We start from the raw sequence: 16034 nt of genomic DNA on the forward strand, positions 1-16034 counted from the left end.
ATCGGTGTCGTCGCGACCTGAGCGTCACCTGTGAAGAAATGCATCGATTCTTCATGTTCACGGCACCTGCCAGAAGGTGTTCCCGAGCGCGTAGACGAAGTAGATCCACACGCCCTGACCCACGAGGCACAGCGCCAGAACGCTCAGCCGCCAGAGCCGCGAGCGCGGCACCGCCACCGCTCCCCAGAGCGGACTGATCGGCAGGAGCAGCCGGAAGGTGCTCGACTGCGGGAAGAACACCGCCAGCAGGTACAGCAGGTAGCTCGCGCTCCAGAGCCGGAGGTCGAGACCGAGCGCTCGAACCTGCGGCGAGCGCAGGAGCGCGAGTCCGGTGGCGACGACTATGACCACGAGTCCGATCGGGCCGCACCACGCGGGGATACCCCACTGCGCGAACCAGAACTGCGACGCCTGGATCCAGCCCTCGAAGGGTACGAACCCGGCCACTCCCCCGCTGATCCAGTGCTGACGCCACGCCAGCTCGGTGGCGAGGTACGCGCCCATGTCGCCCGTGACGAGACCGGCGATTACCTGCCACGAGAAACCGGCGACGGTCGCGAGCGCCGCCGTCGCGACGATGTGAACGATCTCGACGGCGGTCAGCGGTTCGCGGCGACGATTCACCCAGCGGGCGATGCCGTGGAGGCCGAGCAGCAGCGCGAACGCCAGGATGCCCGGGCGGGTGAACGCCAGGATCGGGAGCAGGAGGTACAGCCAGGCGTACCGGCGGCGGATCACCGCGTCCAGTGCCAGGAAGAGCAGGAGCAGGAACAGCGTTTCGGCGTATCCCACCTGGAACATCGCCGCGAGCGGCCCCGCGGCGAAGAACACCACCGCCCACAGCGCCGCGGACGATCCGATCCGGTCACGCAGCAGCCGATGCAGAGCGAGGCAGGCGAGATAGCCGGCCACGAACGAGAGCAGGAACGCCCCCACTCCCCAGGAACCGAAGAGGAACCCGATCGCCTTCGCCGCGTAGGCGAAGACGGGCATGAACGCCCACTGGTTCTCGACGACGGTGCCCGCGTCGGTCAGCTCGAGCGTCGAGGGATATCCGCTCTCCGCGACCAGCCAGTACCACTGCGCATCCCAGCCGAGCACGAAGTCGGCCAGTCCGGCATCCGCTCCGAAGCGCGACAGCGACGTCGAGGCGGATGCCGCGAAGAGGAGGAAGCCCGTCGTGACGAGCCGGGCGATCAGGTAGATGACGGCGATGCGCAGCGGCAGCGGCATCTGCGCCCACCGACGCGCGGCGCTCAGTGCGAGCTGAGCCACGCCCGCAGTCCCCGCTCGACGGCATCGATCTGCGCGACGGGGACGCGCTCCTCGTCGTGGTGGGCGAGGTGGGGATCGCCGGGCCCGTAGTTCACCGCCGGGATGCCGAGCGCAGAGAAACGGGCGACATCGGTCCAGCCGTACTTGGGGCGCGGTTCCGCGCCGACGGCGGCCACGAACTGCTGGGCGATCGGTGCGTCGAGGCCGGGACGTGCACCCTCCGCCGAGTCCGTGACCTCGAGGTCGAAGCCCGCGAGCACACTGCGCAGGTGAGCCTCGGCATCCGCCGCCGACTTGCTCGGAGCGAACCGGTAGTTGATCTCGACCTCGCAGGCATCGGGGATGACGTTGCCCGCGACACCGCCGCTGATGCGCACGGCGCTGAGGCTCTCGCGGTACAGAAGACCCTCGACCAGCACCTCGCGCGCCCGGTACTCGCCCAGGCGGGCGAGGATGGGGGCCGCGCGGTGGATGGCGTTCTCGCCGATCCAGGCGCGTGCGCTGTGCGCGCGGACACCGCTCGTGCGCACGATCGCGCGCATGGTGCCGTTGCATCCGCCCTCGACCTCGCCGTCGGACGGCTCTCCGAGGATCGCGAAGTCGGCGACGAAGAGATCGGGACGCACGGCGGCGAGCAGACCGAGTCCGTTCTTCGACGCCTCGACCTCCTCGTTGTCGTACCACATCCACGTGATGTCGACGACGGGATCGGTCAGCTCGGCGGCGAGCTTCAGCTGCACCGCCGTGCCCGCTTTCATGTCGACCGTGCCGCGGCCCCAGAGGTACGCCTCGCCGTCGACGTCGATCAGGCGCGTGGGCAGGTTGTCGTTGATGGGGACGGTGTCGATGTGACCGGCGATGGCCACCCGCTGGGCGCGACCGAGGTCGGTACGGGCGACGATCGTGTTGCCGTGCCGGATGACCTCGAGGTGGTCGAGCGGCACGAGCGCCTGCTCGATCGCGTCGGCCAGGGTCTTCTCGTCTCCGGAGACGCTCGCGATGTCGCAGATCGCGCGCGTGAGGTCGAGAGAGGATGCGGTCAGATCGAGCACCATGACCCCAGCCTATGACCTCGGCGCGCGGTCATCGGACGCCGGTCACATGGGCCGGGCGTGATCGCGGGAGCCGGTACCGTGGAGGCATGACTGATGCGCGCACCGTGTGGGGAATCGGACTCTCGACCATCGCCGGCGACGGCACGGTTCTCGACGCCTGGTACGCCGCCCTCGGCACCGGCGCCCTGCCCTCGGATGCCGCGGCAGATCTCGACGGACTCACGGGTCCCGACGCACGGCGCAACGTCACCGTCGAGCCCGTGCGGCTCGAGATCGACCTCGATGCCGCCCCGGCCTCGACCGCCGACGCCTATCTGCGTCTGCACGCGCTCTCGCACCTGCTCGTGCGCCCGAACGAGCTGAACCTCGACGGGATCTTCGGTCACCTCCCGAACGTCGCCTGGACGAACGCCGGCCCCGTGCTCCCCGCCGATGCCGCCCGCCTGCGTCCGCAGCTCCAGCGTGCGGGAATCCAGGTGCAGGGGCTCGACAAGTTCCCCCGCCTGACCGACTACCTGCAGCCGCAGGGCGTGCGCATCGCCGACGCCTCGCGCGTGCGCCTCGGCGCCCACCTCGCGCCGGGGACCACCGTGATGCACGAGGGATTCGTCAACTTCAACGCGGGCACCCTCGGGGCCTCGATGGTCGAGGGCCGCATCTCGCAGGGCGTCGTCGTGGGCGACGGCAGCGACATCGGTGGCGGCGCATCGATCATGGGAACCCTCTCGGGCGGGGGCTCGCACCGCGTCTCGATCGGGTCGCGCACGCTCCTGGGCGCGAACGCCGGTATCGGCATCTCGCTGGGCGACGACTGCGTGGTCGAGGCGGGCCTCTACGTCACCGCCGGCACCAAGATCGTGCTCGTCGACGGCCCCGTGACGGCCGAGGGCACCCGCACCAGCGTGAAGGGCGCAGAGCTGTCGGGGCAGAACGGACTGCTGTTCCGCCGCAACTCGATCAGCGGCGCGGTCGAGGCCGTGCGTCGCGCGGGCGTCGGTGTCACGCTCAACGAGGCGCTGCACGCCTGACGCGCGGTCATCCGCACCTGCGGCCGCCTCGGAGCGGGCGCTGATAGACTGTGGCTGTTGCCCGAGCACGAGCTCGCCAACGTCGTCGTCGTCACGGGGTCTCTGAGGACCGAAGCGAGTCACCCGGCTCCCATCACCAGCGCTCTGCTGGCCTTTCGCACGGCGAACCGATGCGCACGCCCCCTGCGAGCGCCGTCGCCCACCTCAGCCCACTATCGTGCGTGTCTTCTCGCGTACGGACGGAGTCATCCATGCCTACTTTCCTCGAACTCGGCGTTCCCGCCGAACTCGCCGCCGTTCTCGCCGATTCCGGCAAGACCGAAGCCTTCGCGATCCAGCGCGACACCCTCCCCGACTCGCTCGCCGGCCGCGACCTGCTCGGTCGCGGTCGCACCGGCAGTGGCAAGACCATCGCCTTCGCTCTCCCCCTCGTCGCGCGCCTCGCCGCGTCCGGCAAGCAGCGCCGTGCGGGCCTCCCCCGCGGTCTGGTACTCGCCCCGACCCGTGAGCTCGCGACGCAGATCGCCGCAACGATCTCGCCCCTCGCCGAGGCCGCCGGCCTGCGCGTGACCACCGTCTTCGGCGGTGTCAGCCAGCGCCCGCAGGAGCAGGCGCTCCGTGGCGGCGTCGACATCGTCGTCGCGTGCCCCGGCCGCCTCGAAGACCTCATGAAGCAGCAGATCGTGCGGCTCAGCGCGGTCGAGGTCGCCGTACTCGACGAGGCCGACCACATGGCCGACCTCGGCTTCCTGCCCGGCGTCACGCGCATCCTCACCGCGACGCCGGCCGGCGGACAGCGCCTGCTCTTCAGCGCGACGCTCGACCGCGGCATCGATTCGCTCGCCCGCCGCTTCCTCTCGAACCCCGTCAGCCACGAGGTCGACGAGGAGAGCGTCCCCGTGGGCGAGATGACGCACCGCGTGCTCGTCGTCGATTCCACCGAGAACAAGACGACCCTCGTGCGCGACCTCGCGTCGGGCACCGGTCGCCGCATCCTGTTCACCCGCACCAAGCACCAGGCGAAGAAGCTCGCCAAGCAGCTCACCGCTGCGGGCATCCCCGCCGTCGACCTGCACGGCAACCTCTCGCAGAACGCCCGCGAGCGCAACCTCGGCGCGTTCTCGTCGGACCCCGCCGACGGCGGCGTGCGCGTGCTGGTCGCGACCGACGTCGCGGCCCGCGGCGTGCACGTCGACAACGTCGACCTGGTCGTTCACGTCGACCCGCCCATGGAGCACAAGGCGTACCTGCACCGCTCGGGCCGCACCGCCCGCGCCGGTGCCGCCGGTACCGTCGTCACGGTCGTGCTCCCCGAGCAGCGCCGCGACGTCAAGGACCTGCTGCGCAAGGCCGCGATCGTCGCCCCGCTCGAAGACGTCACCGCCGGCGCCGTGACCGAGCTCGTCCCGGAGCGCGCACCGCACGTGCGTCCCGCCCCGGTGCAGGCTCCGCAGCGTCAGGCTCCGAAGCAGCGCCCGGCCGGTGGCGAGCGCAGCGGCGCGGCGAACCCGCCCGCACGCCGTCGTCGCCCCCGCTCCGGTGGCGGTCAGGGCCAGAGCCAGGGCGGCGGTTTCGCGCGCCAGGGCGGCCAGGGTCGTCAGGGCGGCCAGGGTGGACAGTCCCGCCAGGGCGGCCGCGGTTCGCAGGGACGCTGACCCGCAGCATCCGCTCATCCACGAAGCTGAATGACGAAAGGCCCGGCACCCCCTCTGGGGATGCCGGGCCTTGTCGTTTCCGCGTGTCAGCGGTTCGGGTACGAACGCTCCGGAGACCCGGTGTACAGCTGCTGCGGGCGACCGATCTTGGTCTGCGGGTCGAGCTGCAGCTCGCGCCACTGCGCAAGCCAGCCGGGCAGACGGCCGATGGCGAACAGCACCGTGAACATGCGCGTGGGGAACCCCATCGCCTTGTAGATCACGCCGGTGTAGAAATCGACGTTCGGATACAGACGACGCTCGCGGAAGTAGTCGTCGGCGAGAGCGATCTCCTCGAGCTCCTTCGCGAGGTCGAGGAGCGGGTCGGTGACGCCGAGGGAGGCGAGGACCTCGTCGGCGGCGTCCTTGACGAGCTTGGCGCGCGGGTCGTAGTTCTTGTAGACCCGGTGCCCGAAGCCCATCAGCTTCACGCCCTCTTCCTTGTTCTTCACCCGCTCGACGAAGCGCGAGACGCTCTGACCCGAGTCGCGGATCTGGCCGAGCATCGTGAGAACGGCCTCGTTGGCCCCGCCGTGCAGCGGCCCCGAGAGGGCCTGGATGCCGGCGGACACCGACGCGAACTGGTTCGCCCCGGTCGATCCGACCAGTCGCACGGTCGAGGTCGACGCGTTCTGCTCGTGGTCCTCGTGCAGGATCAGCAGGAGCTCGAGCGCCTTCGACATGACCGGGTTGATCTCGTAGGGCTCGGAGTTGACGCCGAAGTTGAGCTTGAGGAAGTTCTCGACGAAGCCGAGCGAGTTGTCGGGGTAGAGGAAGGCCTGACCGACGCTCTTCTTGTGCGCGTAGGCCGCGATCACCGGGAGCTTCGCGAGCATGCGGATCGTGTTGATCTCGACGTGCTCGGGGTTGTGCGGGTCGGTCTGGCCCTCGTAGTAGGTCGAGAGCGCGGCGACGGCCGAGGACAGCACCGACATCGGGTGCGCCGTGTGCGGCAGTGCCGAGAAGAAGTGCTTGAGGTCTTCGTGCAGCAGCGTGTGGCGACGGATCTTCTCGTCGAACTCGGCCAGCTCGGACTCCGAGGGGAGCTCGCCGTAGATGAGCAGCCAGGCGACCTCGAGGTAGCTGGTGCGACCGGCGAGCTGCTCGATCGGGTACCCGCGGTAGCGCAGGATGCCCTTGTCGCCGTCGATGAAGGTGATGTCGGACTTCGTCGACGCCGTATTGACGAACCCGTAGTCGAGCCCGGTGTAGCCGGTCTGGCGGGTCAGCGTCGAGAAGTCGATGCTGTTGTGGCCCGCCGTGCCCTGCAGCACGGGGAACTCGGCGGTCGTGTCACCGATCGTCAGCTTCGCCGTGGCCTGCTGGTCTGCCGCTGCACTCACGCGGACCTCCTTGGGGTTTCTGCCCGTAGTCTGTCTCGTCTCGCCCCGAGCAGATCGGTCATCCTTGGAACCTGATCTCATCGGAGCGGGCGATCGCACGGCGCACAGCGCCAGGTCGGTCACGACCGAATCGCCTTTACAGCCTAGTAGGCCCGCACGCCTACTGTCGCATCCGCCAAACGGATCGGTGCTGGGAGGGGGAAACCTACAGATTCTCTACGAAGCGGCGGCGTGCAGGCGTCGAGCGGCCTCCGCGACGCGCTCCGTCGGCGCCGTCAGCGCGAGACGCACGTGCGAGGCGGCGGCTGCTCCGTAGAACGGACCCGGACCCGCCAGGATGCCGAGATCGGCGAGGCGAGCCATCGACTCCCATGCGTCACGCCCCTCGGTCACCCAGAGGTAGAGACCGGCTTCGGAGCCGTCGAGACGGAACCCGGCGGCCTCCACGGCGGGACGCAGCAGCTCCCGCCGTTCGCGGTAGAGCTCCTTCTGGGCGGCGACGTGCTCGTCGTCGCCGAGCGCCACCGCCATGGCGTGCTGCACGGGTTCGGGCGGCATGAGGCCGAGGTGCTTGCGGGCGGTGAGCAGGTCGGCGACGATGCGCGCGCAGCCGGCGACGAAGGCGGCGCGGTAGCCCGCGAGGTTCGACTGCTTGCTCAGCGAGTAGACGCTGAGCAGGTTGGCCCGCGACCCCCCGGTCACCCGCGGATCGAGGATCGACGGGATCGCCTCGGTCGCCCAGGCGCCGTCCCAGCCGAGCTCCGCGTAGCACTCGTCGCTCGCGATGACGGCATCCAGCTCGCGCGCACGGCGCACCGCGGCGGCGAGCTCCGAGACCGTCCAGGTGCGACCGTCGGGATTGCCCGGAGTGTTGATCCAGATCAGCTTGGTGCCCTCGGGCCAGTCCGCCGGGTCATCGGCGGGAAGCGGCGTCGCTCCGACCACGCGTGCTCCGACGTCATAGGTGGGGTAGGCGATCTCGGGGTGCACGACGATGTCGCCCTCTCCCAGCCCGAGGAGGGTCGGGAGGAGCGCCACGAACTCCTTCGAGCCGATCGTGGGCAGCACGTTCGCGACGGTGAGGTCATCGACCCCGCGGCGACGCGCGTACCAGGAGACGATCGCCTCGCGCAGTGCCGGTGTACCGACGGTCTGCGGGTAGGCGTGCGCGTCCGTCGCCTCGGCGAGAGCGCGCCGGATGATCTCGGGCGTGGGATCGACGGGCGACCCGACGGAGAGGTCGACGAGTCCGCCGGCGTGCGCGGACGCCCGCTCGCGGAAGGGGACGACGGCGTCCCAGGGGTAGTCGGCGAGGTCGCGGACGCTCACGGGCGCCGGCCTACTCGCCCTGGGGCGGCAGGGCCGCGATGATCGGGTGGTCGTGCGCGATGACGCCGACCTTGGCCGCGCCTCCGGGCGAGCCGACCTCGTCGAAGAACTCGACGTTCGCCTTGTAGTAGTCCTGCCACTCATCGGGCAGGTCGTCCTCGTAGTAGATCGCCTCGACGGGGCACACCGGCTCGCAGGCGCCGCAGTCGACGCACTCGTCCGGATGGATGTAGAGGGAGCGCTCGCCTTCGTAGATGCAGTCGACGGGGCATTCGTCGATGCAGGCTCGGTCCTTCACATCGACACACGGGAGGGCGATCACATACGTCACCGCTCCAGTCTACTTCTCCGCCTCCGTGGCGACGGGCACCGACCGGAACGACGGCCACGCGATGACGACGAGAACGATCGCGGCGATCAGGTACGTCCAGATCTGTCCCGCGAGCGTGTTCTCGACGACGACGGATCCGCCGGGGCCCCGGCCGGAGATCAAGAGCAGCATGCCCACCATCCCGAGGCCGGCCGCGACGGCGGCGCCGCGGTCGTGGGTGAGCACGCGGATGGCGACGAGGATCGCCGCGCACGCGATCGCTCCGACGATCATGCCGGTCGGGATCGGACCCCAGGTCTGGCTGTGCGCGATCGTTCCGGCGACACCGTAGACGCCACCGACCAGGGCCGAGGCCACCCACGACAGAACTCTCGACAACCGACTCACGCCCACCCTCCGATCCTACGCGCGGTCAGGCCGCGAGTCCGAACAGACGCAGGAGGGCAGCGGTGAGCGCCGCCGCGAACACCACGACGAGGAAGGACTGCCGCAGCCACAGCAGACCCGCCGCGACGAGCAGAGCGGGCACGCGCGCATCGACGACGATCGCCTGACCGTCGCCCAGCGTCTGCACCGCGACGAGCGCCGCGAGCAGGGCGACGGTCAGCAGGTCGGAGATACGCGCGGGTCGGGGCGCCTCGAGCACCTTCGGCGGCACGAGGTATCCGACGGCCTTCAGCGACAGGCAGACGAGAGCCGCCAGCAGGATCGCACTCCACAGTGTCATGACTCCCCCTTCTCATCGGCATCCGCTGCGCGGCCGTCGGATGCCGGGCGCCCCAGCCAGTTGAACCACCCGACGATCACGGCTACGAGGGCCGCGACGAGCACCGGCAGACCGGGGAGGAGGAAGGGCGTGAGCGCCGCGGCGACGACGGCGGCGGCGATCCCGACCGCGATCGCCTGGCGTTGCTGCAGGCGCGGCCACAGCAGCGCCAGGAAGGCGGCCGCCGCGGCGGCATCCAGCCCCCAGTCCTTCGGATCGCCGAGCACGTTGCCGACGAGGGCGCCGATGAGGGTGGTGATGTTCCAGCCGACGAAGATCCCGATGCCGGTGACCCAGAATCCGACCCGGCGCAGGCGCGGATCGCTCTGGGCGATCGCCACCGCCGTCGATTCGTCGATCGTGAAGTGGGCGGCCAGCGCACGGGTCGCGGGCCCTCCCCCGATGACCGGCGACATGCGCATGCCGTAGGCGACGTTGCGCACGCCGAGGAGGACGGCCGAGGCGATCGCCGAGGGGAGCGCCGTGACACCGCCGGCCGCGAAGACCCCGACGAAGGCGAACTGCGATCCTCCCGTGAACATGAGCAGGCTCAGCACGCAGGTCTGCCAGACGTCGAGCCCGGCGGCGACGGCGAGGGCACCGAACGAGATGCCGTACGCGCTCGTCGCCAGTACGACGCCGAGGGCCTCGCGCCAGACCTCGCGCTCGGCGGTCACGGGGCGATCCCCTCGCGCACCGTTCGCTGCAATGAACACATGACCATCATTCTGAACATTCAGGGACGACTAGTCAAGCGAACGATCGTTTGACATGATGAACACATGGAGGATCTCCGCGCCCGCATCGCCCGCACGCTGCGCCGGGAGCGTGAAGCCGCAGCCCTCTCGGTCTCGGAACTCGCTCGGCGCGCCGGCGTCTCGAAGGCCACCGTGTCGCAGCTCGAGAGCGGAGCCGGAAACCCGAGCGTCGAGACCCTCTGGGCGCTCGGCGTCGCACTCGACGTGCCGTTCGCCGTCTTCGTCGACCCGCCCCAGAGCGGGCCCACGCTCATCCGCCGGGAGGATCTCAGCGGCGTCCCGTCCTCGGCCGCCGCGTACAGCGCCACCCTGCTGGCCGCTTCCCCGCCCGGCGCACGGCGCGACCTGTACCTGATCTCCGCCGAACCGGGCCAGGCCCGACGCTCCGATCCGCACCACCCCGGGACCATCGAGCACGTGGTGCTGATCTCGGGGCAGGCGAAGGTCGGCCCCGCCGAGGCCGCCGCACTGCTGAACCCGGGCGACTACCTCACCTACCCGGGCGACGCCCCGCACGTGTTCGAGGCCACGGCCCCGAGCACGAGCGCCGTGCTGATCTCCGAGCTGCGCTGAGGATCAGTCCGACGCGGCCACGGGCGACGGATCCGGGATCTCCTCCGGCTTGTAGCGCGGCAGTCGGGAGGCCGGGAGGATCGCCAGGGCGCTGATCCCGGCGAGCACGAGCAGCCCGAGCCGCAGCGTCGACAGACGGGACTCCTCGTTGACGGCCACGGCGGCGTCGACCTGGGCGGGCGTCGCGTCGGTGCGCTCGAGCACCACGCGCAGGTCGTCGTTGCTCACGAAGTTCACGCTGTCGAGATCGACCTGCGCGACGAGCGCCGGCGGCAGCTCCGGATGCTCCACGACCGCGCGCCCGACGCTCAGCCCCAGCAGAGAGACGAGCAGCGCACCCGCGACCGCCGTGCCCACCGCCGACGCGAGGTTCTGGGTCGTGCCCCGCAGCGATCCCACGTCACCCGCGAGCGACGACGGCGCCGCGGTGACGAGCACGTTGAAGACGAGGGTCACGAGCGCCCCCTGCCCGATCCCGAACACCACCAGACCGAGGATCGTCGGCAGCGTCTCCCAGTTGTTGTTCACGACGAACGAGAGCCACACAAGGGCGCCGGTCGTGAGAAGGAATCCGAAGACGCCGATCACACGCGGCGGGTAGCGCTTGTAGAACCGCACGACGAGGGTCGCGGTGATGAACACGGTGAGGTTGAACGGCATCATCGCGATCGAGGTGTCGAAGGGAGTCCTCCCCTGCACGATCTGGATGTAGAGCGGGATCGTGAAGTTCACGCACGCCTCGAGTGCGACCACGATGAACATGGCGTATACCGCCGCGCGCTCCTTCGAGGAACGCAGGATGCTGAGGTCGATCAGCGGCACACGTCCCTCGGCGATCCGCCGACGCGTCCACAGGAAGAACCCCTGCCCCAGCACGACGCCGGCCACGATGAAGAGCGGTGCCGGGGAGAGCCCCAGGATGTCGAACGGGGCCGCCTCCGTCGCCTCGATCGCTCCCCAGCCGTTGAGATTGTTGAAGCCGAGGGTGAGGAGCACGATCGCCGCGCCGATGAGGAGCGAGGCGACGAGATCGATGCGGATGCCGGGGTCGCCGCGGTCTCCGCGCAGCGTGAAGCTGAAGGCGAAGACGAGCACGGCGATGCCGAGGACGATGAAGAACATCGGACGCCACCCGACGAGAGTGCCGAGAGTGCCGCCGATGAGGAACGCGGTGACGCCGGAGATCGCCCGCGCCGAACCGATCGCGCCGATCGCCGTCGCCTGCTGGGCGCCGCGGTAGTTCTCGGCGATGAGCGCGACGATCGAGGGCACGATGATCGCCGCCGCGGCACCGGCCACCGCCTGACCCGCGATCGCCCATCCGATGCTCGGGGCGATCAGCATGAGCACCGACGATGCCGCGAACAGCGCGATCACGACGCGGAAGATCAGCACCCATCCGACGCGCTGACCGAGCTTCGCACCGGTCATCACGAGCGCCGCGACGGCCAACCCGTACATGACGATCGTGGTGCTCGCGACCGTCGGCGGCACGCCGAACTCGCTCACCATCCCACCCAGCGAGATGGGGAGCGCGGCGACGTTGAACGACATCAGCACCTGCGCCATGAACAGGCTGATCATGGGAAGCCAGGACGACTTCACGGCGACGGATGCGGTCTGCGGCGCGGACTCGGTCATCGGGACTCCTCGGGGGCGGGTGGAGCGGCGGGTGCGGACGCGAACAGGTTGAGCCCGAGAGCCCGGGAGAGGTAGCCGATCGCGCGCTGCGAGCGCACGGAGTTGCCGGCATCGTCGAGACGCGGCGAGAAGCCCGCGACGGCGCCCTTGCCGGGGGCGACCGCGACGATGCCCCCGGAGACACCGGACTTGGCCGGGAGTCCGATCTCGAACAGCCATTCACCCGAGCGCTCGTACAGGCCGCTGGCGGCGACGACGGCGAGCGTGTCACGGCATACCTCGGCCGACACCACGCGCTGTCCGGTGAGGGGATTGACGCCGCCGTCGGCCAGGGTGGCCCCCATGACCGCCAGATCGTGCGCGCTCACCGTGAGAGCGCACTGGCGGGTGTAGACGTCGACGACCTCGTCGGAGTCTCCCTCGAGGCGTCCATAGCTGGTGAGCAGGCGCCCGAGCGCTCGGTTGCGGTCGTTCGTACGCGCCTCGGAGGCGTAGACGACGCCGTCGAGTCCGAGAGCGCGGCCTGCGAACGCCGACAGACCCTCACGGACGCGCTCCCACTGCTCGGCGGACGTCTCCCCCGGCATGAGCGCGGTGGTGGCGATCGCGCCGGCGTTGACCATGGGGTTCATGGGATGCCCGGCGTTCAGCTCGAGCGCCATCACCGAGTTGAAGGGAAGCCCTGTGTTGTTGACCCCGACGATCTCGCGGACGCGCTCGTGCCCGTGTTCCTGGATGGCGAGGGCGTAGACGAACATCTTCGAGATCGATTGGATCGAGAACGGATGCTGCGCGTCGCCCGCGTCGTGCACTCCCCCGCCGACCTCGATGACGGCGAGCCCGAAGAGCTCGGGGTCGACCTCGGCGAGCACGGGGATGTAGTCGGCGACGATGCCGTCGGAATCCCGGGCGAAGCGCGCGTGCGCGTCACCGACCAGCCGCTCGACGTCTCGCCACCCGGGCAATGCCCCGGTCGAGACCTGCTGCGGGACGTGGTCCCATCCGGCGGTGTCCACGGGCTCTCCTCGCGTTCGACGACGCCCCAGCCGTCATTCGCCACGATAGCGCTCGAACGCCCCCGGTAGAAGGTGTCTACCGGGGGCGTTCGCGGGTGCCTGCGGGCTCAGTACCAGTTCATCGCCTGCGAGTGCCCCCACGCGCTGCACGGGGTGCCGTACACGGACGAGATGTATCCCAGACCCCAGGCGATCTGGGTCGCGGCATTGGTCTGCCAGTCGCTGCCCGCCGAGGCCATCTTGCTGCCGGGGAGCGCCTGCGGGATGCCGGTCGCGCCGCTCGGGTTGTAGGCCTGGTAGTTCCAGCTCGACTCCTTCTGCCACAGCGAACTCAGGCAGGAGAACTGGTCCTCTCCCCAGCCGTACTGGTCGGCCGCCATGACACGTGCGGTCGCCTTGGCCCCCTCGGGGGTGTTCGACGAGGCGAGCGCTGCAGCTGCCGCCTCGGCCTCTGCCTGCGCCTGCGCGGCGGCCGCGGCGGCCGCGTCGTCCGCCGCCTTCTTCTCCTGCGCCGTGGTGAACGCCGACTGGAGCGCTGCGGTCTGCTCGATCACCTTCTCGGTGTGCTGCTGGGCGATGACCGTGGTGAGAGTGAGCTCGATGGCCGGAACGGCCTTCCGACCGTCGAGGGTGTCGACATTGCTCTGCAACTGCGCGGTCTCGACGGCGGGGACGACTCCGCTCAGGTCGAAGCCTGCGGCGTCGATCTGGGCGGACAGCTGATCGGCGGCATCGATGGCATCAGTCGCGGCGGTCGCGGTCGCCGCGACGTCGTCCGACGCCTCGACGGTCGTGGTGGTGCCGGTGGTCGCCGAGGGCGATGCGTCATCGGTCACGGTGGCGCCGGAGGCCGGGCCCGCGACGAGTCCGGCGGTCAGCGTGATGCCGAGCATCGCACCGACGGCGGTGCCGAGGAGCAGCAACGGCCGACGTGAGCGGACGGCGGAGTGGGCGGTGGCGGCCTCGAGGGCGCGCCGGGAAGCACGGGTGTTCTGAAGGTGAAGCAAAGAATCGACTTTCGGGTCGTCGAGCGCCCGGACCTGCGGACAGGGCGGCTCATCGGGAGCCGACTCATCGGACGCAAGTCATCGATTCTGTGTCATGTTTCTGAACGAACCCTCCGCAGAGCCTGGACGGAATATAGGTCCCACCTGGGCTTTTCATGAGAAAAGGGCCTCGCTGCCGCATTTCTGCGGAGCGAGGCCCTCTTATAGATCCTGTTCGGACTCAGGCGTTGGCATCCTGACGCTTGAGGCGAGCGGTCTCGCGCGCACGCGTGTTGGCGTCGAGGTTCACCTTGCGGATGCGCACGGCCTCCGGCGTGACCTCGACGCATTCGTCGTCACGCGCGAACTCGAGGCTCTCCTCGAGCGTCAACTGACGCGGGGGCGTCATCGACTCGAACGAGTCGGAGCTCGCCGCACGCATGTTGGTGAGCTTCTTCTCCTTGGTGATGTTCACGTCCATGTCGTCGGCGCGCGAGTTCTCGCCGATGACCATGCCCTCGTAGACCTCGGCGGTCGGCTGCACGAAGAACGACATGCGCTCCTGCAGGGCGATCATGGCGAACGGGGTGACGACACCCTGACGGTCGGCGACGATCGAGCCGTTCTGGCGGGTCGTGATGGATCCGGCCCAGGGCTCGTAGCCGTGCGAGATCGCGTTCGCGATGCCGGTGCCGCGAGTCGTGGTGAGGAACTCGCTGCGGAAGCCGATGAGGCCGCGCGACGGGACGATGAACTCCATGCGCACCCAACCGGTGCCGTGGTTGGTCATGTTCTCCATGCGACCCTTGCGGTTCGCGAGGAGCTGGGTGATCGCGCCGAGGTGCTCCTCCGGCGTGTCGATCGTGAGGTGCTCGAAGGGCTCGTAGGTCTTGCCGTCGATCTTCTTCGTGACCACCTGCGGCTTTCCGACCGTGAGCTCGAAGCCTTCGCGACGCATGTTCTCGACGAGGATCGCGAGGGCGAGCTCACCGCGGCCCTGGACCTCCCAGGCATCCGGGCGTCCGATGTCGACGACCTTGAGCGAGACGTTACCGATGAGCTCCTTGTCGAGACGGTCCTTGACCATGCGCGCCGTGAGCTTGTGGCCCTTGACCTTGCCCATCAGCGGCGAGGTGTTGGTGCCGATCGTCATCGAGATGGCGGGGTCGTCGACCGTGATCGCCGGGAGCGGGCGCACGTCCTCGGGGTCGGCGATCGTCTCGCCGATGGTGATGTTCTCGAAGCCCGCGATCGCGACGATGTCGCCCGGGCCCGCGGACTCGGCCGGGTAGCGCTCGAGCGCTCGGGTCATCAGCAGCTCGGTGATGCGGGCGTTGCTGGTGGTGCCGTCGGAGCGTACCCAGGCGACGGTCTGGCCCTTCTTCAGCGTGCCGTTGAAGACGCGCAGCAGCGCGAGGCGACCGAGGAAGGGGCTGGAGTCGAGGTTCGTGACCCACGCCTGCAGGGGCGCCTCGTCGTCGTAGGACGGAGCCGGGACGTGCTCGAGGATCGCCTCGAAGAGCGGCTCGAGGTCGTCGTTGTCGGGCAGCGAGCCGTCGGCGGGACGGTTCTGCGACGCCGCACCGGCACGACCGGATGCGTAGACGACCGGCACGTCGAGCAGTGCGTCGACGTCGAGGTCGGGCACGTCGTCGACGAGGTCGGACGCCAGACCCAGCAGCAGGTCGTGGGCCTCCTCCTCGACCTCCGCGATGCGGGCGTCGGGGCGGTCGGTCTTGTTGACCAGCAGGATGACGGGGAGCTTGGCCTCGAGCGCCTTGCGCAGCACGAAGCGGGTCTGCGGGAGCGGGCCCTCGCTCGCGTCGACGAGCAGCACGACGCCGTCGACCATCGACAGGCCGCGCTCGACCTCACCACCGAAGTCGGCGTGACCCGGGGTGTCGATCACGTTGATCGTGATCTCCTTGCCGCCGGCGTGCTTGCCCTTGTAGGTGATCGCCGTGTTCTTGGCGAGGATCGTGATGCCCTTCTCGCGCTCGAGGTCGTTCGAGTCCATCGCGCGCTCTTCGACGTGCGAGTGCTCACCGAACGAGCCGGTCTGGCGGAGCATCGCGTCGACAAGAGTGGTCTTGCCGTGGTCGACGTGAGCGACGATGGCGACGTTGCGGAGGTCAGAGCGGAGGGCGTGAGCCATGCAGGAATCCTAAGAAGAGGAGTGGGAGGAGTCGGGAAACCGACGTTCCAGGATAACGCACGCGCAGGACCCCCGGCTGAACGG

Annotated in this window: 15 protein-coding genes; 3 read left to right on the plus strand and 12 right to left on the minus strand. The window is 69.5% G+C overall.

Going from position 1 to position 16034, the window contains the following annotated elements; translation table 11 throughout:
- Window positions 1-57: 57 nt before the first annotated feature.
- Window positions 58-1275: a putative hexosyltransferase gene (locus tag KZC52_RS04950; protein WP_247622946.1), complete on the minus strand. Its 1218-nt coding sequence runs from the start codon at window positions 1273-1275 to the stop codon at window positions 58-60.
- Window positions 1257-2330, minus strand: coding sequence for a succinyl-diaminopimelate desuccinylase (gene dapE / locus KZC52_RS04955; RefSeq protein WP_247622947.1), 1074 nt, complete (start codon window positions 2328-2330; stop codon window positions 1257-1259). The genes KZC52_RS04950 and dapE overlap by 19 nt, the downstream gene beginning before the upstream one ends.
- Window positions 2331-2416: 86 nt before the next feature.
- On the opposite strand from dapE, the gene dapD reads away from it, so the two are divergent.
- The gene (dapD, locus tag KZC52_RS04960; RefSeq protein WP_247622948.1) at window positions 2417-3358 is read left to right on the plus strand and encodes a 2,3,4,5-tetrahydropyridine-2,6-dicarboxylate N-succinyltransferase; all 942 of its coding nucleotides are present in this window, start codon (window positions 2417-2419) and stop codon (window positions 3356-3358) included.
- Between the two features lie 251 nt (window positions 3359-3609).
- Window positions 3610-5013, plus strand: a complete 1404-nt coding sequence (locus KZC52_RS04965; RefSeq protein WP_247622949.1) for a DEAD/DEAH box helicase — start codon at window positions 3610-3612, stop codon at window positions 5011-5013.
- 86 nt (window positions 5014-5099) lie between these two features.
- Here KZC52_RS04965 and KZC52_RS04970 read toward each other — a convergent pair whose 3' ends face one another.
- The 6 genes from KZC52_RS04970 to KZC52_RS04995 all read right to left on the minus strand — a co-directional run bounded on the left by KZC52_RS04970 (window position 5100) and on the right by KZC52_RS04995 (window position 9498).
- Window positions 5100-6395, minus strand: a complete 1296-nt coding sequence (locus tag KZC52_RS04970) for a citrate synthase (RefSeq protein WP_247622950.1) — start codon at window positions 6393-6395, stop codon at window positions 5100-5102.
- 216 nt (window positions 6396-6611) lie between these two features.
- A complete protein-coding gene (gene dapC, locus KZC52_RS04975; RefSeq protein ID WP_247622951.1) occupies window positions 6612-7724 on the minus strand; it encodes a succinyldiaminopimelate transaminase in 1113 nt (370 codons plus the stop codon).
- Window positions 7725-7734: 10 nt separating this feature from the next.
- Entirely contained in the window at window positions 7735-8055 is a 321-nt protein-coding gene (gene fdxA / locus KZC52_RS04980; RefSeq protein WP_042542002.1) for a ferredoxin, read from the minus strand.
- 9 nt (window positions 8056-8064) lie between these two features.
- A complete protein-coding gene (locus KZC52_RS04985) occupies window positions 8065-8448 on the minus strand; it encodes a histidinol dehydrogenase (RefSeq protein WP_247622952.1) in 384 nt (127 codons plus the stop codon).
- A 19-nt stretch (window positions 8449-8467) separates the two neighbouring features.
- Window positions 8468-8782 carry an AzlD domain-containing protein gene (locus KZC52_RS04990; RefSeq protein ID WP_247622953.1) on the minus strand — a complete coding sequence of 105 codons (315 nt, stop codon included), beginning with the start codon at window positions 8780-8782 and terminating at the stop codon, window positions 8468-8470.
- Window positions 8779-9498: an AzlC family ABC transporter permease gene (locus tag KZC52_RS04995; protein ID WP_247622954.1), complete on the minus strand. Its 720-nt coding sequence runs from the start codon at window positions 9496-9498 to the stop codon at window positions 8779-8781. The genes KZC52_RS04990 and KZC52_RS04995 overlap by 4 nt, the downstream gene beginning before the upstream one ends.
- A gap of 105 nt (window positions 9499-9603) precedes the next feature.
- Here KZC52_RS04995 and KZC52_RS05000 point away from each other — a divergent pair, with 105 nt between their 5' ends.
- Window positions 9604-10152 (plus strand): helix-turn-helix domain-containing protein, encoded by a 549-nt coding sequence (locus KZC52_RS05000; protein ID WP_247622955.1) that lies wholly within the window; start codon window positions 9604-9606, stop codon window positions 10150-10152.
- Between the two features lie 3 nt (window positions 10153-10155).
- Here the strand turns inward: KZC52_RS05000 and KZC52_RS05005 are convergent, their stop codons facing one another.
- The 4 genes from KZC52_RS05005 to typA all read right to left on the minus strand — a co-directional run bounded on the left by KZC52_RS05005 (window position 10156) and on the right by typA (window position 15950).
- Window positions 10156-11793, minus strand: coding sequence for an MFS transporter (locus tag KZC52_RS05005; RefSeq protein ID WP_247622956.1), 1638 nt, complete (start codon window positions 11791-11793; stop codon window positions 10156-10158).
- Window positions 11790-12809 carry a glutaminase A gene (gene glsA, locus KZC52_RS05010; RefSeq protein WP_247622957.1) on the minus strand — a complete coding sequence of 340 codons (1020 nt, stop codon included), beginning with the start codon at window positions 12807-12809 and terminating at the stop codon, window positions 11790-11792. The genes KZC52_RS05005 and glsA overlap by 4 nt, the downstream gene beginning before the upstream one ends.
- A gap of 107 nt (window positions 12810-12916) precedes the next feature.
- The gene (locus KZC52_RS05015; RefSeq protein WP_247622958.1) at window positions 12917-13816 is read right to left on the minus strand and encodes an aggregation-promoting factor C-terminal-like domain-containing protein; all 900 of its coding nucleotides are present in this window, start codon (window positions 13814-13816) and stop codon (window positions 12917-12919) included.
- Between the two features lie 220 nt (window positions 13817-14036).
- Window positions 14037-15950 carry a translational GTPase TypA gene (typA, locus tag KZC52_RS05020; RefSeq protein ID WP_247622959.1) on the minus strand — a complete coding sequence of 638 codons (1914 nt, stop codon included), beginning with the start codon at window positions 15948-15950 and terminating at the stop codon, window positions 14037-14039.
- Window positions 15951-16034 lie beyond the last annotated feature (84 nt).

The organism is Microbacterium galbinum, from assembly GCF_023091225.1.
Taxonomy (GTDB): domain Bacteria; phylum Actinomycetota; class Actinomycetes; order Actinomycetales; family Microbacteriaceae; genus Microbacterium; species Microbacterium galbinum.

Coding starts and splice junctions, on each gene's coding strand:
- dapE (WP_247622947.1), bottom strand. CDS start 2,330: ATGGTGCTCGATCTGACCGCATCCTCTCTCGACCTCACGCGCGCGATC.
- dapD (WP_247622948.1), top strand. CDS start 2,417: ATGACTGATGCGCGCACCGTGTGGGGAATCGGACTCTCGACCATCGCC.
- KZC52_RS04965 (WP_247622949.1), top strand. CDS start 3,610: ATGCCTACTTTCCTCGAACTCGGCGTTCCCGCCGAACTCGCCGCCGTT.
- KZC52_RS04990 (WP_247622953.1), bottom strand. CDS start 8,782: ATGACACTGTGGAGTGCGATCCTGCTGGCGGCTCTCGTCTGCCTGTCG.
- KZC52_RS05000 (WP_247622955.1), top strand. CDS start 9,604: ATGGAGGATCTCCGCGCCCGCATCGCCCGCACGCTGCGCCGGGAGCGT.
- KZC52_RS05005 (WP_247622956.1), bottom strand. CDS start 11,793: ATGACCGAGTCCGCGCCGCAGACCGCATCCGTCGCCGTGAAGTCGTCC.
- typA (WP_247622959.1), bottom strand. CDS start 15,950: ATGGCTCACGCCCTCCGCTCTGACCTCCGCAACGTCGCCATCGTCGCT.